20 protein-coding genes, 2 tRNA genes, 2 rRNA genes and 1 pseudogene (1 of these 25 cut by a window edge) are annotated in these 23,125 nt (G+C 63.9%); 11 read left to right on the top strand and 14 right to left on the bottom strand.

The window, feature by feature from the left end:
• The 3 genes from GB880_RS07950 to GB880_RS07960 form a co-directional block, all read left to right on the top strand.
• Positions 1 to 1,408, top strand: a 23S ribosomal RNA gene (locus GB880_RS07950) (it extends 1,428 nt beyond the left edge of the window).
• A gap of 91 nt (positions 1,409 to 1,499) precedes the next feature.
• A 5S ribosomal RNA gene (rrf, locus tag GB880_RS07955) occupies positions 1,500 to 1,614 on the top strand.
• 37 nt (positions 1,615 to 1,651) lie between these two features.
• Positions 1,652 to 1,728, top strand: a tRNA-Met gene (locus GB880_RS07960).
• On the opposite strand, the gene GB880_RS15870 is transcribed toward GB880_RS07960, so the two are convergent.
• The 8 genes from GB880_RS15870 to GB880_RS07995 all read right to left on the bottom strand — a co-directional run bounded on the left by GB880_RS15870 (position 1,685) and on the right by GB880_RS07995 (position 7,728).
• Entirely contained in the window at positions 1,685 to 2,629 is a 945-nt protein-coding gene (locus GB880_RS15870; RefSeq protein WP_442793775.1) for a zinc ribbon domain-containing protein, read from the bottom strand. The two genes, GB880_RS07960 and GB880_RS15870, sit on opposite strands and share 44 nt — an antisense overlap.
• A gap of 58 nt (positions 2,630 to 2,687) precedes the next feature.
• The gene (locus tag GB880_RS07965) at positions 2,688 to 4,364 is read right to left on the bottom strand and encodes a bifunctional protein tyrosine phosphatase family protein/NAD(P)/FAD-dependent oxidoreductase (protein ID WP_154490489.1); all 1,677 of its coding nucleotides are present in this window, start codon (positions 4,362 to 4,364) and stop codon (positions 2,688 to 2,690) included.
• Between the two features lie 58 nt (positions 4,365 to 4,422).
• Positions 4,423 to 4,932 (bottom strand): ferritin-like domain-containing protein, encoded by a 510-nt coding sequence (locus tag GB880_RS07970; RefSeq protein WP_154490772.1) that lies wholly within the window; start codon positions 4,930 to 4,932, stop codon positions 4,423 to 4,425.
• 37 nt (positions 4,933 to 4,969) lie between these two features.
• On the bottom strand, positions 4,970 to 5,854 hold the full coding sequence (locus GB880_RS07975) for an MBL fold metallo-hydrolase (RefSeq protein ID WP_154490490.1): 885 nt from the start codon (positions 5,852 to 5,854) through the stop codon (positions 4,970 to 4,972).
• Between the two features lie 21 nt (positions 5,855 to 5,875).
• The gene (locus tag GB880_RS07980) at positions 5,876 to 6,169 is read right to left on the bottom strand and encodes a DUF6691 family protein (RefSeq protein WP_154490491.1); all 294 of its coding nucleotides are present in this window, start codon (positions 6,167 to 6,169) and stop codon (positions 5,876 to 5,878) included.
• Between the two features lie 93 nt (positions 6,170 to 6,262).
• Positions 6,263 to 6,505 carry a YgaP family membrane protein gene (locus GB880_RS07985; protein ID WP_154490492.1) on the bottom strand — a complete coding sequence of 81 codons (243 nt, stop codon included), beginning with the start codon at positions 6,503 to 6,505 and terminating at the stop codon, positions 6,263 to 6,265.
• Between the two features lie 90 nt (positions 6,506 to 6,595).
• Entirely contained in the window at positions 6,596 to 7,261 is a 666-nt protein-coding gene (locus GB880_RS07990; protein WP_154490493.1) for a Crp/Fnr family transcriptional regulator, read from the bottom strand.
• Positions 7,258 to 7,728 carry an RrF2 family transcriptional regulator gene (locus tag GB880_RS07995; protein WP_154490494.1) on the bottom strand — a complete coding sequence of 157 codons (471 nt, stop codon included), beginning with the start codon at positions 7,726 to 7,728 and terminating at the stop codon, positions 7,258 to 7,260. The genes GB880_RS07990 and GB880_RS07995 overlap by 4 nt, the downstream gene beginning before the upstream one ends.
• 119 nt (positions 7,729 to 7,847) lie before the next feature.
• On the opposite strand from GB880_RS07995, the gene GB880_RS08000 reads away from it, so the two are divergent.
• From GB880_RS08000 to GB880_RS08020, 5 genes are read left to right on the top strand one after another with little or no spacing between them, the layout of a single operon-like run.
• Positions 7,848 to 8,483, top strand: coding sequence for a peroxiredoxin (locus tag GB880_RS08000; protein WP_154490495.1), 636 nt, complete (start codon positions 7,848 to 7,850; stop codon positions 8,481 to 8,483).
• 17 nt (positions 8,484 to 8,500) lie between these two features.
• Positions 8,501 to 9,910 carry a cytochrome ubiquinol oxidase subunit I gene (locus GB880_RS08005; RefSeq protein ID WP_154490496.1) on the top strand — a complete coding sequence of 470 codons (1,410 nt, stop codon included), beginning with the start codon at positions 8,501 to 8,503 and terminating at the stop codon, positions 9,908 to 9,910.
• A gap of 5 nt (positions 9,911 to 9,915) precedes the next feature.
• Positions 9,916 to 10,920: a cytochrome d ubiquinol oxidase subunit II gene (gene cydB, locus GB880_RS08010; protein ID WP_154490498.1), complete on the top strand. Its 1,005-nt coding sequence runs from the start codon at positions 9,916 to 9,918 to the stop codon at positions 10,918 to 10,920.
• Positions 10,920 to 11,024 carry a DUF2474 domain-containing protein gene (locus GB880_RS08015; protein ID WP_229774273.1) on the top strand — a complete coding sequence of 35 codons (105 nt, stop codon included), beginning with the start codon at positions 10,920 to 10,922 and terminating at the stop codon, positions 11,022 to 11,024. The genes cydB and GB880_RS08015 overlap by 1 nt, the downstream gene beginning before the upstream one ends.
• A gap of 29 nt (positions 11,025 to 11,053) precedes the next feature.
• Positions 11,054 to 11,488, top strand: a complete 435-nt coding sequence (locus GB880_RS08020; RefSeq protein ID WP_154490500.1) for a DsrE family protein — start codon at positions 11,054 to 11,056, stop codon at positions 11,486 to 11,488.
• A 687-nt stretch (positions 11,489 to 12,175) separates the two neighbouring features.
• Here the strand turns inward: GB880_RS08020 and GB880_RS08025 are convergent.
• Positions 12,176 to 12,265, bottom strand: a tRNA-Ser gene (locus GB880_RS08025).
• Between the two features lie 137 nt (positions 12,266 to 12,402).
• On the opposite strand from GB880_RS08025, the gene GB880_RS08030 reads away from it, so the two are divergent.
• From GB880_RS08030 to GB880_RS08040, 3 genes are all read left to right on the top strand, one after another.
• Entirely contained in the window at positions 12,403 to 13,482 is a 1,080-nt protein-coding gene (locus GB880_RS08030; RefSeq protein ID WP_263467030.1) for an NUDIX domain-containing protein, read from the top strand.
• Positions 13,483 to 13,548: 66 nt separating this feature from the next.
• Entirely contained in the window at positions 13,549 to 14,580 is a 1,032-nt protein-coding gene (locus GB880_RS08035; RefSeq protein WP_154490502.1) for a cysteine synthase A, read from the top strand.
• Positions 14,581 to 14,587: 7 nt separating this feature from the next.
• A complete protein-coding gene (locus tag GB880_RS08040; RefSeq protein ID WP_229774274.1) occupies positions 14,588 to 17,110 on the top strand; it encodes a DUF3772 domain-containing protein in 2,523 nt (840 codons plus the stop codon).
• A gap of 4 nt (positions 17,111 to 17,114) precedes the next feature.
• On the opposite strand, the pseudogene GB880_RS08045 reads toward GB880_RS08040, so the two are convergent.
• The 5 genes and pseudogenes from GB880_RS08045 to GB880_RS08065 form a co-directional block, all read right to left on the bottom strand.
• A pseudogene (locus GB880_RS08045) lies at positions 17,115 to 17,879 on the bottom strand (IS5 family transposase).
• A gap of 72 nt (positions 17,880 to 17,951) precedes the next feature.
• Positions 17,952 to 19,022: an AI-2E family transporter gene (locus GB880_RS08050; RefSeq protein WP_154493166.1), complete on the bottom strand. Its 1,071-nt coding sequence runs from the start codon at positions 19,020 to 19,022 to the stop codon at positions 17,952 to 17,954.
• Positions 19,023 to 19,104: 82 nt separating this feature from the next.
• Positions 19,105 to 21,846, bottom strand: a complete 2,742-nt coding sequence (gyrA, locus tag GB880_RS08055; RefSeq protein ID WP_263467031.1) for a DNA gyrase subunit A — start codon at positions 21,844 to 21,846, stop codon at positions 19,105 to 19,107.
• A gap of 100 nt (positions 21,847 to 21,946) precedes the next feature.
• Positions 21,947 to 22,441 carry a disulfide bond formation protein B gene (locus GB880_RS08060; protein ID WP_154493168.1) on the bottom strand — a complete coding sequence of 165 codons (495 nt, stop codon included), beginning with the start codon at positions 22,439 to 22,441 and terminating at the stop codon, positions 21,947 to 21,949.
• Positions 22,442 to 22,493: 52 nt separating this feature from the next.
• Positions 22,494 to 23,090: a DedA family protein gene (locus GB880_RS08065; RefSeq protein ID WP_154493171.1), complete on the bottom strand. Its 597-nt coding sequence runs from the start codon at positions 23,088 to 23,090 to the stop codon at positions 22,494 to 22,496.
• Positions 23,091 to 23,125 lie beyond the last annotated feature (35 nt).

Here is a 23,125-nt window from a genome sequence, read left to right on the forward strand (position 1 = left end):
CCCTAAGGCGAGGCCGAAAGGCGTAGTCGATGGGAACCAGGTTAATATTCCTGGGCCAGGAGATGGTGACGGATCGCAGGTGTAGTTCGGTCTTAACGGATTGATCGGGCTGCTGAGCGGTTCCTGGAAATAGCCCTCCACATGACCGTACCCTAAACCGACACAGGTGGACTGGTAGAGAATACCAAGGCGCTTGAGAGAACCACATTTAAGGAACTCGGCAAAATACCTCCGTAAGTTCGCGAGAAGGAGGCCCCGTTCGCAGGCAACTGTGGGCGGGGGGCACAAACCAGGGGGTGGCGACTGTTTACTAAAAACACAGGGCTCTGCGAAGCCGTAAGGCGACGTATAGGGTCTGACGCCTGCCCGGTGCCGGAAGGTTAAAAGGAGAGGTGCAAGCCTTGAATTGAAGCCCCGGTAAACGGCGGCCGTAACTATAACGGTCCTAAGGTAGCGAAATTCCTTGTCGGGTAAGTTCCGACCTGCACGAATGGCGTAACGACTTCCCCGCTGTCTCAAATGTGGACTCAGCGAAATTGAACTGTCTGTGAAGATGCAGACTTCCCGCGGTTAGACGGAAAGACCCCATGCACCTTTACTATAGCTTCGCACTGGCATCAGGATTGTGATGTGCAGGATAGGTGGTAGGCATCGAAGCGGGGACGCCAGTCCCCGTGGAGCCACCCTTGAGATACCACCCTTCGCACTCTTGATGTCTAACCGCGGCCCGTTATCCGGGTCCGGGACCCTGCGTGGTGGGTAGTTTGACTGGGGCGGTCGCCTCCCAAAGAGTAACGGAGGCGCGCGAAGGTTGGCTCAGAGCGGTCGGAAATCGCTCGTTGAGTGCAATGGCAGAAGCCAGCCTGACTGCAAGACTGACAAGTCGAGCAGAGACGAAAGTCGGCCATAGTGATCCGGTGGTCCCGAGTGGAAGGGCCATCGCTCAACGGATAAAAGGTACGCTGGGGATAACAGGCTGATGATGCCCAAGAGTCCATATCGACGGCATCGTTTGGCACCTCGATGTCGGCTCATCTCATCCTGGGGCTGGAGCAGGTCCCAAGGGTATGGCTGTTCGCCATTTAAAGAGGTACGTGAGCTGGGTTTAGAACGTCGTGAGACAGTTCGGTCCCTATCTGCCGTGGGTGTAGGATACTTGAGAGGAGTTGCCCCTAGTACGAGAGGACCGGGGTGAACGTTCCACTGGTGGACCAGTTGTCGTGCCAACGGCAGTGCTGGGTAGCTATGAACGGACAGGATAAACGCTGAAGGCATCTAAGCGTGAAGCCCCCCTCAAAACAAGGTATCCCTTGAGAGCCGTGGAAGACCACCACGTCGATAGGCCGGAGATGTAAGCGCAGCAATGCGTTCAGTTGACCGGTACTAATGGCTCGATTGGCTTGATTTGATCCGGAAGAAGGCAGACCCTCCTTCCAGAAGCAGCCTTGGACAACCCATCCTGAAAAATCAGGATAACGCCGATGTCGCTCCTTCTCAGGTCTGGTGGCCAAAGCACGAGCAAAACACCCGATCCCATCCCGAACTCGGCCGTTAAGTGCCGTAGCGCCAATGGTACTGCGTCTCAAGACGTGGGAGAGTAGGTCACCGCCAGACCTGAAAAGAAGCGACAATCCCTCAGAACAAATCATGACGCGGGGTAGAGCAGCCCGGTAGCTCGTCAGGCTCATAACCTGAAGGCCGCAGGTTCAAATCCTGCCCCCGCAACCAGTCTTAGCGAAGATCCAGCCGCCTCATACGAGGCGGCTTTTTTGCTGTCCGCCGCCGGCAGCAGCGCCACCAGATCGCCCTGCAGGTCGAGATCGTGGCCGCCGTCCGCGGCGTTCCACGACACATCGATCCGCGCGATCAGCCGGTGCAGCTCCTCCGACGCCCGGCCCACCACCTCGCCGCCCGAGAGCGTGCGCGCCAGATCCGCGACATGGGCGCGGTAGAGCGCGCCGAGATCCGCGGGAAGGGCGATCACCGTGCCGGCCTCGGCCTCGGCTTCGGCGCGCAGGGCGGCCAGCTCAGCTTCCGTCTCGGTCAGCCCTTCGAAGAGCGAGGGGTTCGCGTGGCCCGCGCCGATCGCGTCGCGAAACCCCTGCCGCTTCTGCTCGAGGCTACGAATGGCACTGTTGCGCCGGGCGATGCGCTCGCTCGCGCCGCGGTTCTGCTCGGCCAGATGCCGGGAATGGTCCCTGCGGAACTGCGCCACGGCCTCTTCCGTCATCAGCGCCTCGCGCAGCCCGCTCAGGATGATCTCCTCGACCGCGGCCTTGCGCAGCCCCGGCATGCCGGGGCAGACCGCCGCGCCCTTCTGCTTGGCATTGGCGCAGTAGTAGCCCTTGGAGCGGCCGCTGCCGGCCACGATCAGCGCGCCGCCGCATTGCCCGCAGTGCACGAGCCCCGAGAGCAGATACCTGCGCCGCAGGGCCGCGCCGCGGGCGCCAAGGCCCTGCCGGTCCGGAACCGCGGCCCGCGCGATCGCCTTGGTGGTGGCGTGCTGCCGGGCCTTCACCGCATCCCACAGCTCCTGGGGCACGATGCGCAGCTCCGGGACCTCGTGGCAGACCCACTCCGCCTCGGGCCGCAGCCGCGAGACCCGTTTCGAGGTGGCCGGCTTGCGCACCAGCTGGCCGACGTAGAAGGTGCCAGATCACCGATGCACAGAAGGCCGGACGCTCTTTTCATTCGGCGGCCTGAAGTTTCTCGGGTTTGGCCAGCCATTCGCGGCCGCGAAGCATGGCCCGCCAGTAGATCGGCGGCAGCAGCCTTTCCTTCAGGAACCATGCGGCGCGGCTTGGCCGGGTTCCGTCGATCAGGAAGGAAGGGAAGCTGGGCTTCACCACACCGCCATAGCCGAATTCCGCCAGCACGATCTTGCCGCGCTCGACCGTCAGCGGACATGAGCCGTAGCCGTCGTATTGTGCCACGGCCGAGCGGCCGGCGATGTCGGCGACAATGTTCTCGGCTACCGTCGGCGCCTGTTTGCGCGCTGCCGCTGCGGTCTTGGCGTTGGGCGCGTTCATCACGTCGCCGAGCGCCCAGATATTTTCGTAAATCTTGTGACGCAGCGTGGCCTGGTCGACATCGACCCATCCCGACTCGTCGGCCAGCGGCGAGACGCGGATGAAATCCGGTGCTGTCTGCGGCGGGCAGACATGCAGCATGTCGAACGCCATTTCGACGCGCCGGGGCTGCTGCTCCGGCTCCTTGACCTCGAAGGTGGCTGTCTTTGCCGAACCGTCGACCGCCACGAGATTGTGGAAGAAGTCGAGCTTGGCGTCGTACTTCTTCACATACTCCATGAGCGCGGGCACGTATTCCTTGACACCAAACAGCACTGCTCCCGCATTGCAGAAATGGATGTCGATGTCCTTGAGCCGACCCGCGCGGTGCCAGTGGTCCGCCGAGAGGTACATCGCCTTCTGCGGGGCGCCGGCGCATTTGATCGGCATCGGCGGCTGGGTGAAGAGCGCGGTCCCGGCGCGCAAATCCTGCACCAGTTGCCATGTATAAGGCGCAAGGTCGTAGCGGTAGTTCGAGGTCACCCCGTTCCGGCCCAGCGTCTCGACCAGGCCCTCGATCTTCCCCCAGTCGAGCTTGAGGCCGGGGCAGACCACCAGGCGATCATATTTCACCACGCGGCAGCCGTCGAGAATTACGGCATTGTTCTGTGGCTCGAAGGCCGCGACGGCCGCCTTGACCCACGTGACGCCCTTCGGGATCAGGCTGCCCATCGTCTTGGCGGTGTCCTGCGCGTCGAAGACGCCAGCGCCGACCATGGTCCAGCCCGGCTGATAGTAGTGAACGTCGGCCGGGTCGATGATCGCAATCTCGAGACCCGGCTTGCGCGCCTTCAGGCTGGCCGCCACGGCGATTCCGCCAGCCCCTGCGCCAACGATCACAACCTTGAAGTGGGCATCGCCCGTGTCGGTCGGGGTCTTGCCGCCATTGGCGACCCGGCGCGCCACACCGTTCATGTCGTAGCCTGCTGCCTTCGTCATGGCGAGGATTTCGGGGACAGGTCGCTTTTTCGCCTCGTGCAGCGACCAAAGCGTCGCCGAGCGCGTCCCGGTCCGGCAATAGGCCAATACCGGGCGTTGCACCTCGGTCAGCGCCTGACTAAAGGCAGAAACATCCTCGTCAGTCACCATCCCAGACTGAACCGGGACATATCTTGCCTCGATACCCTCGGCCTTGGCAGCGGCCTCGATTTCCTCGAAGCTCGGCTGATCCGCGCCTTCGCCGTTGGGGCGGTTGCAGATGATTGCGCGATAACCAGCCGCCTTGATCGCGGCCATATCCGAGACTGCGATCTGCGGGGACACCGCAAATTTCGGCGAGATTTCTTTCAATTCCATTGTTGCATTCCTCCCGGTTGGTTTCGATCAAAGACAGGCCACAGGCGCCGAAACGCCGTCATCTCACCTGTGACCTTCTCGAAGCAGATGCTGCTTCATCTTGTCTGACCGAAACCATTTTCGCGCTGCACGCCTGTTCACCGATGCGCTCGGTTGGCTCCAGTTGCAGCGCCGACCAAGCCTTGCGGCATGCTTCATCAATTGCGATCTTCTCGAAGAACATATGCGATCCGACATCGTTGGCCTCACAGGCCAGTCGGGCCGCCCTGATCTCGAGTTCAACGGCCTCGTCATTGGCAAGGTCCACCCTGAACACGTCTGCCCGGGCTTCTCCGCACTTGGGCGATATTGCGAAAGCGAGATCAGGCGCTCCTTTCAGCAACAAGATACGCTCCATGAACAGGTCGGAATGTCCGGTTTTTTCTGCCCGTTCCCCGCGCATCTTGCCTGTAGGTGAATTGAGCCCCCTATGGTCGAGGACATGCGCATGCAGTTGATATTGATCTGCGGCGCTCATCTTCACCTGAAGCGCATCGTCCAGGTTTTCCACCGTCATGTTGTTGGACATGGCAGCCTCATCTTGCCGCGTTTCCGCAGTCCATTTCTTAAAGGCCATTAATCGGCACCTTGAGTACGCGGTTGCCGTCCTTGTCCATAGGCACTTGGCCCGCGCGCATGTTGACCTGAAGCGACGGGATAATCAGCTTGGGCATCGAAAGCTGCGCATCACGCTCGGTCCGGAACTTGATGAATTCCTCCCGCGTCTTGCCGCCACCAACATGGATGTTGTGGGCCTTTTCCTCGGCCACCGTCGTTTCCCACCGGATCTCGCGCCCGTTCGGGCCGTAATCGTGGCACATGAAGAGCCGTGTCTCGTCGGGCAGCGCCAGCACCTTCTGGATCGAATCGTAGAGCGTGCCGGCGTCGCCGCCGGGGAAATCGGCTCGTGCCGAGCCGCCGTCCGGCATGAAAAGCGTGTCGCCCACGAAGGCCGCGTCACCCATCACATGCGTCATGCAGGCCGGCGTGTGGCCAGGGGTCGCCATGACGAAGGCTTGCATGCCGCCGATCATGTAGGTGTCGCCGTCCTCGAACAGCGCGTCGAACTGCGACCCGTCCCGCTGGAACTCCGTCCCCTCGTTGAAGATCTTGCCGAATGTTTCCTGCACCACCTTGATCTTGGCGCCAATGCCGATCTTGCCGCCCAGTCTCTGCTGAATGTAAGGCGCGGCGCTCAGATGGTCGGCGTGGACATGGGTCTCGATGATCCACTCCACTGACAGGGCCAATTCCTCCACCTTGCGGATCAGCATGTCGGCGTGCGTGTATGCAATTCGCCCGGCCGCATAGTCGATATCCATCACGCTGTCGACAATCGCGCAGGCATTCGAACCCGGATCCTTCACGATGTAGCTGATGGTGTTGGTCGCGTCGTCAAAGAACGCATGGACTTCGGGTCTGACGTCCAGGTTGATCGGATAGCCGTTCATGAATTTCTCCGTTTCAGACGGTCAAGCCGTCGCGCGACGCGCGGCGCCGCCTATGGATTGCAGAAACTTGACAAGAAGGATGGTCGCGATCACGACCGTGATGAACGCAAATGCCGCCCAGCGGCCGGTCCATAGCGCGGGCAGCACTCCGCCCGGGCAGGATCGGGCGATGCCCCAGCCGATGCCGAACACCGCCAAGCCACCCAGCAGGCGGAGATCCACGCTGCTGCGAGCCGGCACCTGAAAAGCCTCGGCCAGAATGGGCGCGGCGCGACCGAAAACCAGCCCTATGACGCAGCCGGCGATCAATCGCATGGGCTCAGACTCCGATGACGCAACGCACGCCGTAGACCGTTGCGAACGCTGCTGCCCAAGGATGCCCAGGGTGCAAACACGGTCCCCATCGGCTCAGGCCCGGCACGTCCTGACGCCAGCCGTCGCATGGATCGGGCAGACACGTGTCGCTGCGGTGACCGGCATGGCAAGCCCCACGATGGTCGCGCCATAATTGAGCAGCGCCCCTTCCAGGAGCGGAAGGCTGCTCGGAACGGCAAGATAGAGAAGCACTAGGCCAAGGACAGCCCGAAAGACATGATCGACGGTTCTCAACTTGATGCCCACGGCGATCCCTCCAGACTTACAACGATCCATGGATAGCGCCTGGCGCCGCCGGGTTCAGTGACATTGTCACCTTGCGCCCGAGTAGATGCCCGCCGCCGTTGGCGCGACAGGAGATCCGGGTCAGCCGCTTTCCGCAATTTGCCCAAGCCTTTCGGGGGCGATCAGACGGACGCGGCCACGGGACTGGCTGACCAGACCCCGCTTCTGGAAATCCTGCAGCACGCGGGACACGACCTCGCGCGCCGTGCCCAATTCCCGCGCGAGGTCGTCATGGGTTGCGCAAACCTCGACCGACGTGCCGGCAAGTGCCAGAAGCCTTGTGGCAAGCCGCACGTCGATGCGACCAAAGGCCACCTCGTCGACCACGCGCAGCAGGTCGAGCAGACGACGCGAGTAGGCCGCGAACACGAACTTGCGGAAAGCTGCTTCCTCCGCCGCGAGCTGGTCGAAGGTAGCCTGCGACAGCGCAACGGCAACCAGCGTGGTCTCGGCAGTCCCCTCGGCGTTGTAGGCCTCCTCGGCGAGCATGCAGGCGGTGGTCAGCACGCAGCTTTCACCCGCCTCCACCCGGTAGAGAACGATCTCCCGTCCCGATTCTGCCGTTTGCGAGACCCGTAACGTTCCTTCGACCAGAAACAGCAGGTTGTCGGGGCGGTTTTCGGGGCTGAACACGGTCTGGCCCTGGGCATATCGTGCAATCTGAGCGCTGGCGAGGAGCCTGTCTCGCACCGGCCGGGGAAGCCCGCGCGTGCCCTCGAACCGTTCTGTCCAATCGCCAAGGTTCATGGGCTGCTCCGTGTCGGCGCCGGGGCGACGTTCTCGACGGCCGCGATGCGCCCCAGCAGCTGATCGCGATTGGCAGAGATATCGGCCAGCGATAATTGGTCGAGCACCGCCATGAAGGCGCGCGTCGCTTCGTGCAGGCCACGAGACAACCGGCAGATCCCGATGAGGGGACAGGTGTTTGACGCCGGATTGAAACATTCCACCACGTCGAGCGGTCCCTCGGTCAGCCGGATGACGTCACCCACCACGATCTCTTCGGCCGGACGCGCAAGCCGGAACCCGCCGCCGCGCCCCCGTTGCGTCTTGACGAAGCCAGCGCGGCCAAGTTCGTGCACGATCTTCACGATATGCGGCCGTGCAAGCCCGTGCACGCGCACAACGTCATCGACACGGATAAGATCGGGCGCCCTGAGTGCAGCAAGTTGAAGCGATCGCAGCGCGTAGTTGGAATAGGCCGTGAGCTTCATCCAGATCCCCTGTTGAAAGTTCTACCCAGAGTATAACTTTTTGCGATCTGGGTGACAATGTCACTGAACCGTGCAGGCAGGCAGGGTAGCCGGTAATCAATACACCAAAAGGAGACACCATGCCTCTGTTACTCGGTGATATCGTCCCGGATTTCACGGCCGACACCACGCTCGGCCCGATCTCGTTTTATGACTGGATCGGCGATGACTGGGCCTTCTTCTTCAGCCACCCGGCGGACTTCACGCCAGTCTGCACCACCGAGATGGGTCGGGCATCGCAACTCAGCGCAGAGTTTGAAAAGCGCGGTGTAAAGCCGATCGGGCTCAGCACCGACTCGGTCGAAGAACATCTGAAATGGATAGACGACGTCAACGACACTCAGAATACCACGCTGCGGTTTCCGATCATCGCGGACGCCGACATGAGGATCGCGCGCCTCTACGGGATGATTCATCCGGCACAATCCGAAACGGCTGCCGTTCGCTCGGTCTTCATCATCGACAGCGCAAAAAAGCTTCGCCTGACGATGACCTATCCGATGAGCGTGGGGCGAAACTTCGACGAGATCCTGCGTGTGATCGATGCCTTGAAAACTGGCGATGCCATGGGGGTTTCACTGCCCGCGGACTGGCGACCGGGCGACCGTGCGATCATCCCGCCAAGCCTGAGTGACGCCGACGCAAGGATCCGCTTCCCGCAAGGGTTCGAGACTCTGCGACCCTACCTCCGTATTGTCGATATCGACCCCGCCTGAATGGAGATATCTCGGTCATGCTCGGCTTCGACGCACTTGAACTGGCGCGGATCCAGTTCGCCTTCACGGTCTCCTTCCACATCATCTTTCCGGCCTTCTCGATCGGCCTGGCCAGCTATCTTGCGGTGCTGAACGGGCTGCATCTGTGGACGGGACGCGAGATCTATCTGAAGATCTTCAACTACTGGAAGACGATCTTCGCCGTGGCGTTCGGCATGGGCGTGGTGTCGGGCATCACGATGTCCTACCAGTTCGGGACCAACTGGTCGGTCTTTTCCGACAAGGCCGGGCCGGTGATCGGCCCGTTGATGGGCTACGAGGTGCTGTCGGCCTTCTTCCTTGAGGCCGGCTTCCTGGGCGTGATGCTGTTCGGCCGCGAGAAGGTGGGACCGAAGCTGCATTTCCTCGCCACGCTGATGGTTGCGGTCGGCACGCTGGGGTCGGCCTTCTGGATTCTGTCGGTCAACAGCTGGATGCAGACGCCGCAGGGCCATGCGATCAACGAGGTCGGCCAGTTCGTACCGGTGGACTGGTGGGCAATCGTGTTCAACCCGTCCTTCCCTTACCGCCTCGTGCACATGGTTCTTGCCGCCTATCTTACCACAGCACTGGTCGTGGGCGCCGTGGCGGCATGGCACCTGCTGCGCGACCGCGCCAACCCTGCCGCGCGCACCATGTTTTCGATGGCCATGGGTATGCTGATTACCGTCGCACCTCTGCAGATCATCGCAGGCGACCTCCATGGTCTGAACACGCTGGAACACCAGCCCGCCAAGATCGCCGCGATGGAGGGGCATTTCGAGAGCCATCCCCAAGGCGGCGCGCCGCTGATCCTGTTTGGTCTGCCGAATGCGAACGAGCAGCGCGTAGACTACGCCGTGCAGATACCCTATCTGTCGTCGCTGATCCTGACGCATGATCTCACCTCGCCTCTGCCCGGTCTGAAAGACTTTCCCGCCGACGAGCGCCCGCCGGTGGCCATTGTCTTCTGGTCCTTCCGCATCATGGTGGCGCTGGGCTTCGCGATGCTTGGCCTGGGCATCTGGGCTGCGGTGCTGCGCTGGCGCGGGGCGATGTATGACCGACCGTGGCTGCATCGCGCTGCGATAGCGATGGGGCCTGCGGGTTTCGTCGCGGTGCTGGCAGGCTGGATCACGACCGAGGTCGGCCGGCAGCCCTGGACCGTCTACGGCCTGCTGTCCACCGCAGACAGCGTGGCACCCATCCAGACTGCGGCTGTCGCCAGCTCGTTGCTCGCCTTCATCGTCGTCTATTTCGCGCTCTTTGGCGCAGGCACCTTCTACATCCTGCGCCTGATGAAAAAGACGCCCGAGGCCGGCCTGCCGATCGAGGAACTGGGCCCGACGCGCGCCGCCGGCATCACGCCGGCGCCGTCCGCCGACAAAGACTTCATCCCTGCGGAGTGACACCCATGCCCTTCGATCTTGCCTTCATCTGGGCCGGGCTCATCGCCTTTGCCATCCTGGCCTATGTCATCCTCGACGGGTTCGACCTGGGCGTCGGGATCCTGTTTCCCTTCATGCGCGGCGAGGCGGAAAAGAACCTGGCCATGAACACCGTCGCCCCGGTCTGGGACGGCAACGAAACCTGGCTGGTGTTGGGGGGTGGTGGGCTGTTTGCCGTCTTTCCGCTGGCCTATGCGGTGGTCATGCCCGCGCTTTATGTGCCGATCATCGTGATGCTGCTGGCCCTTGTGTTCCGCGGCGTGGCGTTCGAGTTCCGTTGGCGGACCAGGCGCGGAAAGATCCTCTGGGATCTCTCGTTCTTCGTCGGCAGCCTCACCGCAACCTTCGCGCAAGGCGTGGCGCTCGGAGCCCTGGTCCAGGGGATTGCCGTCGACAACCGGGCCTATGCGGGAGGCAATTGGGACTGGCTGACGCCGTTCTCGCTGCTCACGGGGGCCGCGCTCGTGGTGGGCTATGCCGCTCTTGGCGCGGCCTGGCTGATCATGAAGACCGAAGGCCCGGTGCATGCTCGCGCCCGCGCGCTCGCTCCGAGCCTCGGCCTCGCCATGCTGGTGCTCGTCGGGCTGGTCAGCCTGATCACGCCTTTTCTGAACCCTGTCTATCTAGAGCGCTGGTTCAGTCTTCCCAACGTGCTCTTCACGGTCTGGGTGCCGGCAGGCGTGCTGATCGCCAGCTACGTCTTCTGGCGAGGGCTGACCGAGGGGCGCGACTCCTGGCCTTTCCGGGCGCTGCTGGCCGTGTTCGTGCTCAGCTTTATCGGGCTTGGTATCAGCTTCTATCCATACATGGTGCCGCCCGATCTGACGATATGGGATGCGGCGGCCCCGGACGAAAGCCTGTGGTTCCTGCTGGTCGGTGCGCTGGTGCTGGTGCCGATGATTCTTGCCTACACCGCCTACGCTTATTGGGTATTTCGCGGGAAGATAGACCCCGAGGCGGGATATCACTGATGCGCTCGGGGTTCCGCAAGGCGTTGTGGTTCCTCGGTCTCTGGGCCGCGGGCGTTCTTTCGCTGGCCGTCGTCGGGCTGGTCATCCGCGCGATGGTGCTTTGAATGACCAAATCTCACTAATGGAGCTTTGCATGAAACAGCTTCTCCCGGTGCTTGCCCTGTCGACTGCCCTTGCCGGGCCCGCGCTGGCGGATGAGCAGCGCAACCTCGTCACCATCCTGACCGCCCCGGAACCGCAAACGCAGCTCATGGCCATGGTGCTGACGCTGAACGCCGTGCAGCAGGGCGCGAAGGCGCAGATTCTGCTCTGCGGCCCGGGCGGCGACATCGCACTGCGGGACGCGCCCGCAAGCGCCACAGCCGGCCAGCCGCCGCGTGATGCAAGCCCCCAGAGCTTGATGCGGATGATGATGGACCAGCATGACGTAAAGGTCGAGGTTTGCGCCATATATCTGCCGGGTCGCGGCGCAGACGCATCGGTCCTGATCGACGGTGTGACGCCGGCAGACCCCGCCGCGATGTCCCGCAGCATCATCGCCGACGACACCGTGGTGATGAGTTTCTGACCGCCTGAGGCCCTCGCCAGCGACGGACGGGGGCTTCATATCTTCTTGCCAGGTCGTCGCACCAGCGCGCAGCCCGGCAGGCTGGCCAGTGCAAGCGAAATTATAAACCCGACAGGCTTGGCCACAAGATCGCCCCGCATCACGATCTGGCTTGCGAAATCATATCCCAGCCCGCATAGCCACAGACCCATAGCGCTTCGCCGAGCGTGGCGGGCAGGGTGCCAACGCCCAGGCATCCGATCTGGAATCCGGCCTGATCGCCCAGAAACGCACCGACCAGCGCGGCAGCAAAATAGCGAAATCTGCGGGCAAGCCCGCGCGAAGGCATCGCCGCGCCCGGCCCGCCAGCAGCTTTTTTCTAACGGTTTGTGGCAAGATGATGGGGCGCGCGGTCCCGGGCCATGCCCGCCCCGGCTTTCACCCCCCGGCCTGCCGCACCGCCTTGCCCTTCACGCCAAGGGCACCGGCAAGGCGCAGAACATCCCGAAACGCCTGCGGGGCTTTCTGTGGGTGGTCGGGAAATCAGGGGAAATCAGATCAACGCCACCCGCAGCCAAGCCCTGCTGCACCCTCATGCCCCCGGCCTGTCCTGTCGCAATCAGCAGCATACAAGCGTTTTCAGGAAGGCGGGTCTCATGGCGGGTGTCCCGCAAAGCCTGCCGCAAGCGCTTGATTTTCTTGGGTTTGTGGCGGAGAGGGTGGGATTCGAACCCACGGAACCCGTGAAGGCTCAACGGTTTTCGAGACCGCCCCGTTCGACCACTCCGGCACCTCTCCGCGCTCTGGGTGGTGGCGGGGATTTAGACGGCTGCGGGTTGAAGCGCAAGGGCCTTCGCGCCAAAAAGCATATAATTTTTCCAAGGGCGGGAGCGCGAGATCATGGCTTTTCGGAAACGATCCGACGCAGGTGTGACGTGCCGCTGCTGATCGGGCCCCTGGCCCATGATATCTTGCGTCAGCGCCTGTGCCCGCAGGCCCGGCCTGCGCCGGCACTTGTAGGTCATGCACTGCGCGGCGGGCTTCGGGCCGGGATCGATCCGGACGGTTGGCCCTGGCTGGCTCCTGGCCCGGGGGCGGTGTCATTGTGGCATTCGGACTGGACGCCCGAGCTTTGCCGCTATGCCGACATAATGGACCTGCAGCCGATCGAGATCGCAGGACGGCAGATTCTGGGTGTGCAACCCGCGCCGGCGACTTCGGTTGCGCCAGAGGGCGGCGATTGGCCTGGCGATCTTGCACGGGCGATTCTGGATCATCTGCTGGCTGCGCCGCAAACGCGTCCGGCGGCAGAACTGCGTGCACGACTGCCCCGGATTGCCGACTGGGCTGGCGCAAGGCTGCGTGCAGCCCAGGAAACGGCCGCTCTGCCCGATAACGGTCCGGCTCCGTCTCCGCAGGTGCAGGCCCTGACAATGACGGAACCTTATGCAGGTTTCTTTTCGGTCGAGGAACATTGCCTGCGCCACCGGCGTCATGACGGAACCATGTCACCGCCGCTGCATCGCAGCGTCTTTGTTTCGGGCGATGCCACGGTGGTTCTGCCCTGGGATCCCGGGCGGGATCGCGTATTGTTGATCCAGCAGTTCCGTGCCGCCCCCATGGCCCGCGGCGATCGTCGCCCCTGGCTGGTCGAAACCGTGGCCGGGCGCGTCGATGCCGGCGAGAGCCCCGCCGAGGCGGCACTGCGCGAGGCCCGCGAGGAGGCGGGGGTTACCCTGAGCCGACTCTTCGCGGCCCCGCATCATTATCCCAGCCCGGGCGCGGTGGCCGAATTCCTGTATCTGTATGTCGGCGTTGCGGATCTGCCCGACGATGCCGCCGGAGTGGGAGGTCTGCCCAGCGAGGACGAGGATATCCGCAGCCTTCTGCTTCCCCGCACCGAACTGACCCGCATGGCGCTGGCCGGCGAAATCCGCAACGGGCCGCTGCTGGCGCTGGCCTTGTGGCTGGAACTGCGTCACGCTGACCTGCGTCAGGCCCTGGATGCGCCATAGCGGGGTTGCCGCCATCGGGCCGGGGCGTGTAAACCAAGCCGGAACATCCTGCGAAAGGCCACGTCCATGCGCATCTGCCCTGATCTTGCCTCTGCCATCGGCAACACGCCGCTCATCCGTCTGCGGCGCGCCTCGGAAGAAACCGGCTGCGAGATCCTGGGCAAGGCCGAGTTCATGAATCCGGGCCAGTCGGTCAAGGATCGCGCGGCGCTTTACATCATCCGCGACGCGGTGGCGCGGGGGGCGTTGAAACCGGGCGGCACCATCGTCGAGGGCACCGCCGGCAACACCGGGATCGGGCTGGCGCTGGTCGGGGCCTCGATGGGCTTCCGTTCGGTCATCGTCATTCCCGAAACCCAGAGTCAGGAAAAAAAGGACATGCTGCGCCTGGCCGGGGCCGAACTGGTCGAGGTGCCGGCCCAACCATACAGGAATCCGAACAACTACGTGCGCTATTCCGGACGGCTGGCCGCGGAATTGGCCAAGACCGAACCGAATGGCGCCATCTGGGCCAATCAGTTCGACAATGTCGCCAATCGTCAGGCCCATGTCGAAACCACCGGGCCCGAGATCTGGGAGCAGACCGGCGGCAAGGTCGATGGCTTCATCTGCGCGGTAGGTTCGGGTGGGACGCTGGCCGGGGTGGCAATGGCGTTGCAGCCCAAGGGCGTCAAGATCGGTCTCGCAGATCCCGAGGGCGCGGCGCTTTACAGCTTTTACACCGAAGGCAAGTTCGAGGCGCCCGGTTCGTCGATCACCGAAGGGATCGGGCAGGGGCGCATCACTGCCAACCTGGAAGGTTTCTCCCCCGATTTCGCCTATCGCATCCCCGATGCCGAGGCGCTGCCGGTCGTATTCGACCTTCTCGAACACGAAGGGCTGTGCCTTGGCGGATCGTCGGGGATCAACGTGGCCGGCGCCATCCGCATGGCGCGGGACATGGGGCCCGGACACACGATCGTGACCGTGCTGTGCGATTACGGCACGCGTTATCAGACCAAGCTGTTCAATCCCGAGTTCCTGCGGGCCAAGGGACTGCCGGTGCCCGACTGGATGACGCGCAAACCCGCCGACCTGCCGGAAGTCTACGAGGACTGATCTCACCATGTCATGCCGTTCCCTGCTGTCACGCCTTGCGGCGCTGGCCGTCGCGCTGCTTCTGGCGCTGGGCCAGCCTGCCGCCGCCCAGGACGCGCAACTGCCCGACTATCGCGCCTGGGAGAAGCTCGCGGCGCAGGCCGAACAGATCCTTGAATCAGGCTCGGCCAATGACGCGCGGCTGCAAACCATCCGGGCCGAGGTGGTCAAATGGCGCGACCGCTTCAAGGGGGCCGAAGGGCTCAACGCCACGCGCATTGCCACGCTCAAGGACCAGATCAATGCCCTGGGGCCGCCCCCGGCCGAGGGGCAGACCGAGTCCGAGGATATTGCCGCACGCCGCAAACAGCTGAACGAACAGCTTGCCGAATTGCAGGCCCCCGGCCTTCAGGCGGTCGAGGCCTATGGGCGTGCCGACGGCATCGTCACCCAGATCGATCAGACCATCCGTCAGCGCCAGACCTATGCGCTGATCCGCAAGACGCCCTCGCCCCTGAACCCCGCCAACTGGGGTCCGGCGATGACCGAGGCGGCAAATGTCGTTGCCCGCATCTATGACGAGGCGCGCAGCCGCTGGGAATCGACCGGAGGATGGTCCGGATTCAGTGCCCGATTGCCGTTGATCGGGGGCTTTCTGCTGGTGGCGCTGCTGTTGCTGTCGCGGGGCAGGCGGTGGATGGATTCGCTGCCCTCGCGCCTGTCTGCGCGGGCCAGCGAAAGATCGCGCGCCGCATTGGTGTTCGGTGTTTCGCTGGGACAGATCGCCATTCCCCTGATCGGTGTCATTCTGGCCGCTGCGGCACTGGTGGCCACCGATCTTTTTGCCGACTGGGGTATTCCGGTTCTGAAATCGGTGCCTGCGGCCGGGCTGTCGCTGTTTGGCGGCATCTGGCTGGCGCGACGCCTGTTTCCCGATGTTCATATGGGGGTGACGCCGCCCCTGCCGATGGACGACGATCAGCGCCGCAAGGCGCGGTTTCGCGCGGAACTGCTGGCGGCATCCCTGGCGCTGCATCAGCTGATTTCGCGTTCGATCCTGCCGTTGTCGGGCTTCAACAGCCAGAAGGACGTGGATACCGTGCCAGAGCGCCTTGGCGAGGCATCGGCAGGGGTGTGGCATTTCCTGCTGATCCTGTTCGGTGCCTTCTGCCTGTTCCAGCTGGCCAATCTGCTGCGCCGCCTGCGCCCGTCCGAGGCGTCGGATGCCCCCGATTATCGGGTGCGCATCGTCGCGTTTCTGGGTCAGCTGGCGCGGCTGGTCGCTGTGGCAGCCCCGATTGCGGCTGCGGCAGGATACGTCACCGCTGCCAACGCCGCACTGTGGTCCTCGGCCATGACACTGGGGCTGGTGGGGCTGCTGATCGTGCTGCAGGACTTCATCGCCGACCTTTACGCAATGGCCAAGGGCGGGGACCAGTCGGCGCGCGATGCCTTGATGCCGGCGCTGATCGGTTTTGCGCTGGTTCTGTTTTCGATGCCGCTGTTTGCGCTGATCTGGGGGGCGCGGCCCGTCGATCTGGTCGAGGCCTGGACCCGCGCCCAGCAGGGCTTCAGCTTTGGCGGCGTGCGGCTGTCGCCCATGGCGATCCTGACCTTCGTGATCGTCTTTGCCATCGGCTATTCGCTGACCAGTTTCGTTCAGGGCGCTTTCCGCAGCTCGATCCTGCCCAAGACCAAGCTGGATGCGGGCGGCCAGAACGCCGTGACATCCATGATCGGCTATATCGGGCTGGCCCTGGCGGCGGTGTTTGCCGTCACCTCGGCCGGGATCGACCTGACCTCGCTGGCCTTTGTCGCAGGTGCGCTGTCGGTCGGCATCGGTTTCGGCATGCAGCAGGTGGTGTCGAACTTCGTGTCCGGCATCATCCTGCTGGTCGAACGACCCATCGCCGTCGGCGACTGGATCGAGGTGGGCGGCCAGCAGGGCGTCGTCAAGAAGATGGCCGTGCGGGCGACCCAGATCCAGACCTTCGACCGCACCGATGTGATCGTGCCCAATTCGAACCTGATCACCCAGCCGGTGACCAACTGGACGCGCGGTAGCCTGCAGGGGCGCATCATCGTGCCCGTGGGGGTGGCCTATGGCAGCGATACCCGCAAGGTCGAACGCATCCTGCGCGAGATCGCCGAGGACCAGCCGACGGTTCTGGTCAATCCTGCGCCGGCTGTCCTGTTGCGCGGCTTTGGCGCCGACAGCATCAACTTCGAGATTCGGGCGGTGCTTTCCGACATCAACGGCGGCGCCGGCGTGACATCTGAAATCAATCACGAGATCGCCCGCCGCTTTGCCGAGGAGGGGATCGAAATTCCCTATGCCCAGCGGGATATCTGGCTGCGCAATCCCGAGGTCATCGCCCAGCTGGCACAGCGTCTGGGCCAGGGGCTGGATCTGCCCGTGGCCGAACTAGGCCAGAAGTCCGACGCCGCCCGCCCCGAAGCCGCAGCCCCAAGGGCCGTTCACAGGGACGAGGTTCCCGATACCCCGGCCGAGGACGACGGTGATGGTGGCGAGGCCGACGGCAGGTCCTAGCCTGCTAGGCTGCGGACTCATAATGTCTTGCCCAGAGACAGGAGCAGACGATGAGGACGGCGGCGAGGTAGTTTCGGGCGGACTTCTCGTAGCGGGTGGCGATCTTACGGACGTGTTTGAGCTTGTTGAAGAACCGCTCGACAAGGTTGCGCTGGCGATAGATGTCCGGAGCGACCGAGCGCTGCACCTTGCGGTCTAGCTGGGTCGGGATGTGGCCGCGCCCGCCCCGGGCTGCGATCAGGTCCAGGACGGCCCGGGCGTCGTATCCGCGGTCGGCCACCACGTCCCCCGGCGCGGGGTGGGCGGCCAGCAGCTCGGCCACGGCGGCCTTGTCCGAAGCCTGCCCGGGCGACAGCGTGATCGCCAGCGGCAAGCCGCGATGATCGACCATGGCATTGATCTTGGTGCTCAATCCGCCACGAGAACGGCCAAGGGCGTGATCCGCCCCCCTTTTTGCGCCGCCGCCTGCTGATGGGCGCGGACGATCGAGCTGTCGATGAACTGCAGGCTGTCGGGCGACTTTTCGGCAAGCGTTTCGAAGACCCGACCCCAGACCCCCGCCTTGGCCCATCGGTTGAAGCGGTTGTAGACGGTCGTATAGGGGCCGTAACGCTCGGGCAGGTCGCGCCATGGCGAGCCCGTTCTCAGTACCCAGAAGATGCCGTTCAGCACGCGCCGGTCATCCACCCGCGCCACCCCGCGCGGCTTGTTGGGCAAAAGCGGCTGGATCAACCCCCCACTCGAACTCCGTCAGATCGAAACGTGCCATCACCGCCTCCTGTTCGGGAGACAGTGAATCACACAACATGCGGGCAGAGAAGCCCCTTAATGAGTACGCAACCTAGCCGCGGGCGGGGCCGGGGGGATCGGCCTCGGGCACGCCTTCCTGCGACAGCATGATCGCGACCGGCCGCAGCCAGGGAATCTGTGCGCAGACGATCATCACGCCCACCATGATCGGCACGGCCAGGAACGTGCCCGCAATTCCCCAGACCGCGCCCCAGAACGCCAGCGACAGCACGATTCCAAAGGATGACAGCCGCAGCGTCTGGCCCAGCAGCATCGGGTCCAGGATATTGCCGATGACGAACTGGACGCCTGCGACCGCGCCGCCCACTGCCAGCGTGGTGGTCGGATCACCGGTCTGGGCCAGCACCATCGCGACGCTGAGCACGGTTGCGATGATCGAACCCAGGGCCGGGATGAAGTTCAGCACGAATGTCAGCATGGCCACCGCCCCGGCCAGCTCCAGACCCCAGAGCCTGAAGATGGTCCAGATCAGGGCGGCGGTGACGGCGCTGATTGCCGCCTTGACCACCAGATAGCGGTTCACCCGCCGCATGATGCGATGGATGGTTTCAAGGATCTGGCGCGCATCGTCGGGGTTGCGGGTAAGCCTCTCGATCTTGATGGGGAACCATACGCGCTCGCTGAACATGAAGCCGACGAAAGTCAGCGTCAGCACCGATCCCGAAATCAGGTTCGAAGCCTGTGCCGCCGCCGAACGCAGCCAGCCGGCGAAATCGATATTGCCCAGGAAGGTGCCGATCGCCTCTTGCACCTGTGGTCCCCAGCGCTGGCTGAGCCGCGCCAGCGCCGCCTGCGCCCGATCGGCGTAGCTGATCGAGGTCGAGACCACTTCGTTGATCTGCGCCACCACTGCGGTTGCTGCCCAAAGCAGGCCGATGCCGATGGCCAGCAACGCCAATGCGGTCGCCAGCCAGTTCGGCACCCGCAGGCGGGCAAAGGCCGAAATCGCGTCCGAGGTCAGCGAAAAGATGATGATCGCAAACACCAGACAGATCAGGATGAACCGAGCCTGCACCAGCAACGCCAGCACCAGGCCAAAGGCAATGACACCGAGAAAGCCGGTCTGCAACCTTTCTGCCAGCTGGCGGTCGCCCCCGGTCATGTTGCGTATTGCCCGTGTCCGGGCGCCGCCAACCTGCGGCGGCAACGGCAACGACCCAATAGCGCGACCACAGCGCCGGCGATCATTCTTCGGCGTCCTCCTCGCCGTTCTCGGCGATGCGGGCGACCGAGACCACGGTTTCGCCCTCGCCGGTGTTGAACACCCGCACCCCGCCGGCCGAGCGCGACCGGAAGCTGATGCCGTCAACCGGCACCCGGATCGACTGGCCGGTCGATGTCGCCAGCATCACCTGATCGTCAAGCTCGACCGGGAAGCTGGCGACCAGCGGGCCGCCGCGCATGGCCTTGTCCATGGCCATCACGCCCTGGCCGCCGCGGCCGCGAACCGGGTAATCGTGGCTCGAGCTGATCTTGCCGGCACCGCGGGCGGTGATGGTCAGGATCATATCCTCGGCCGCCGACATTTCGGCATAACGTTCCTGGGTGATGCTGCCTTCGGCGACGATTTCCTCGTCCTCGTCAATCTCGGCCCCGTCATCCAGCGCGCCGGCCACGGCGCGACGCATCTTCAGATAGGCGGCGCGTTCGGCGGGATCGGCCTCGAAATGGCGGATGACGGACATGCTGACCACGCGATCGCCTGCGGCCAGCCGGATGCCGCGCACCCCGGTCGAATCGCGGCCCTTGAACACCCGCACATCTGTGGTCGGGAAACGGATCGCGCGGCCCTGGGCGGTCACCAGCATCACGTCGTCGGCTTCGGTCGCCATGCGCACGCCGACCAGTTCGACCCCCTCGGGCAGCTTCATCGCGATCTTGCCATTGGCGCGGACATTGGCGAAATCGGAAAGCGCGTTGCGGCGCACATCGCCATCCGAGGTGGCAAAGATCACCTGATAATCGTCCCAGTCCTTTTCCGGGGCATCGACGGGCATCAGGGCGGCGATGGACACGCCGCTGTCGATGGGCAGGATATTGACCATCGCCTTGCCCTTGGCGGTGCGTCCGCCCAGCGGCAGCCGCCAGGTCTTGAGCCGATAGACCATGCCGTCGGTGGTAAAGAACAGCAGTTCGGTGTGGGTGTTGGCGACGAACAGGGTCGTCACCACGTCGTCTTCCTTGGTGGCCATGCCCGACAGGCCCTTGCCGCCACGGCGCTGGGCGCGGAATTCGGCCAGGGCGGTGCGCTTGATATAGCCGCCCGAGGTGATGGTCACCACCATGTCCTCGCGCTCGATCAGATCCTCGTCGTCCAGATCGCCGGCCCAGTCGCTGATCTCGGTGCGCCGCGGCACGGCGAACAGATCCTTGACCTCGCGCAGTTCGCTGGAAATGATCTGCATGATCCGTTCGCGCGAGGCGAGTATCGCCAGATAGTCGCGGATGGCGTCGGCCAGGGTTTTCAACTCGTCCGTGACCTCTTGCACGCCCAGCTGGGTCAGGCGCTGCAGGCGCAGGTCCAGAATGGCGCGGGCTTGGGTTTCGGACAGGTTGTAGGTGCCGTCGTCATTGACCGGGTGGCGGGGATCGTCGATCAGCCGCAGGTATTCGACGATCTCATGTGCCGGCCAGCGCCGCGCCATCAGCCTTTCGCGGGCCTCGGCGGCATCGGCCGAACTGCGGATGGTCGCCACCACCTCGTCGACATTGCTGACCGCCACGGCAAGGCCGCACAGGACATGCGCCCGTTCCCGCGCCTTGCGCAGCTCGAACGCGGTGCGCCGGGCGACGACTTCCTCGCGGAAGCTGATGAAATGGGTCAGAAAGTCGCGCAGCGTCAGCTGCTCTGGCCGGCCGCCGTTCAGCGCCAGCATGTTGCAGCCGAAACTGGTCTGCATCGGTGTAAAGCGGAACAGCTGGTTCAGCACCACCTCGGCGGTGGCGTCGCGCTTCAACTCGATGATGACACGCACGCCGTTGCGGTCGGATTCGTCCTGCACATGGGCGATGCCCTCGATGCGCTTTTCCTTGGCCAGCTCGGCGATCTTCTCGATCAGGTTGGCCTTGTTCACCTGATAGGGGATTTCGTCCAGCACGATCATCTGACGACCGTTTCGGCCCTGTTCGATGCGGGTCTTGGCGCGCATGATGACGCTGCCGCGGCCTTCCAGATAGGCCTTGCGGATGCCCGAGCGGCCCAGGATCACACCCCCGGTGGGAAAATCGGGACCGGGCACGATTTCCAGCAGCCGTTCGGTGGGCAGGTCCGGGCTTTCGATCAGCGCCAGCGTGGCATCGATCACCTCGCCCAGGTTGTGGGGCGGGATGTTGGTCGCCATGCCCACGGCGATGCCGCCGGCGCCATTGACCAGCATGTTGGGAAACCGCGCCGGCAGAACGGTCGGTTCGCGATCCTTGCCGTCGTAATTGTCCTGGAAATCGACCGTGTCCTTGTCGATGTCCATCATCAGATAGGCGGCGGGCTTGTCCATCCGCACCTCGGTATAGCGCATGGCGGCGGCGTTATCGCCATCCATGGAACCGAAGTTGCCCTGGCCGTCCAGCAGCGGCAGCGACATGGAAAAATCCTGCGCCATCCGGACAAGCGCGTCATAGATCGAGGCGTCGCCATGCGGGTGATACTTACCCATGGTATCGCCGACCGGGCGGGCCGATTTGCGATAGGGCTTGTCATGGGTGTTGCCGGTTTCGTGCATGGCGAAAAGCACCCGGCGGTGGACCGGTTTCAGCCCGTCGCGCAGGTCGGGAATGGCCCGGCTGACGATGACAGACATCGCATAATCCAGATAGGACGAGCGCATTTCGCTGGCGATGTCGATGACGGGACCGTCATGGGGCATGACCGCACGCTCGCCGGCATCGGTCTCCGGGGTGTCGTCGTCGTTTTCGGGGATGTCAGCCACGGAAAATCCTCAAGATCTTGTTGGCAACGGGTCTAGCCCATACCTGTCTTGGACGCAATCTTGACGGGCGGCCGGCGCCGGCGGAAAAGGGTTCTTGCGCCTACCAGGCCCCGGCCGCGCTGCTGCGTCCGCGCAGCGAGGCCAGCCACAGCCCCGACAGCGCCGCCGAACAGATGGCATTCCAGCCGGCCATGGAGATACCCAGAAAGCTCCAGGCGATGTCATCGCAGCGCACGATGGGGGCGGCATTGATCGCCTGCATCAGATCCTGCGTCGACATGCCCGCCAGTCCCGAAACCCCGCCCGAACAGTGCTGCGGCCCCAGCCACAGCTTCAGTTCGACCCCGGCGTGATAGATGGCCAGCCCCGTCGCTGTCAGCGCCGCCAGCAGGCCCAGCGCCACCAGCCAGCGCCGCCAGCCCAGCCACCACACCAGCACCCCGACGCCAACCGCGACCAGATGCGGCCAGCGTTGCAGGATGCACAATTCGCAGGGCGCATAGCCCAGTGCCTGAAAGGTCAGCGCCGCCATCAGCAGCAGCGCCGATCCGGCCGCGGCCAGCAATGCAGACAGTGGGGGTGAAAATCCGGTCATGACCACGGGTTATGCCCCGGCGACCGGCCCGGCAAGTGCCAATCGTGTGAACTCAATGCGGTTTCCAGGTGATCACGCGATAGACATAGATCACCACCACCGCCAGAACGACCAGCTTGGACAGCGGATCGACATAATCCGCGACCCGGGCATAGTTTTCGTGCAGCACCAGCCCGGCGAAGGTCAGCACCCCCGTCCACAGCGCCGAACCCAGCACCGTATAGGCCAGAAATCGCCAGAACGGCATCGCCGACAAGCCCGCCGGGACCGAGATCAGCGTGCGGATCGCCGGGATCATCCGCCCGAAGAACACCGCCGCCGCCCCGTGGCGGTCGAACCATGCCCGCGCATTGTCGATGTCCGCGGGCGACACGGTCAGCAGCCGGCCGTGTCTGGCGGCCCAGCGCTTCAGTCGCGCCTCGCCGATCGCCTTGCCGACATAATACCATGTCAGCGTGCCCAGGACCGAGCCGGCGGTGCCGACGATCACGGTCAGGCTCAGCGACAGATCGCCCCGGCCGGCCAGGAATCCAGCCAGCGGCATGATGACCTCGGACGGGATCGGCGGGAACAGGTTTTCGGCCACCATCAGCAGGAAAACGCCCAGGTAACCCCAGCCTTCGATGGTCGAGACCACCCAGTCGAACATGCCTGCCTCCTGCCTTGCAATGACGGTCGCCTTGC

Origin of the sequence: Paracoccus sp. SMMA_5_TC (assembly GCF_009696685.2) — a bacterium.
Taxonomy (GTDB): domain Bacteria; phylum Pseudomonadota; class Alphaproteobacteria; order Rhodobacterales; family Rhodobacteraceae; genus Paracoccus.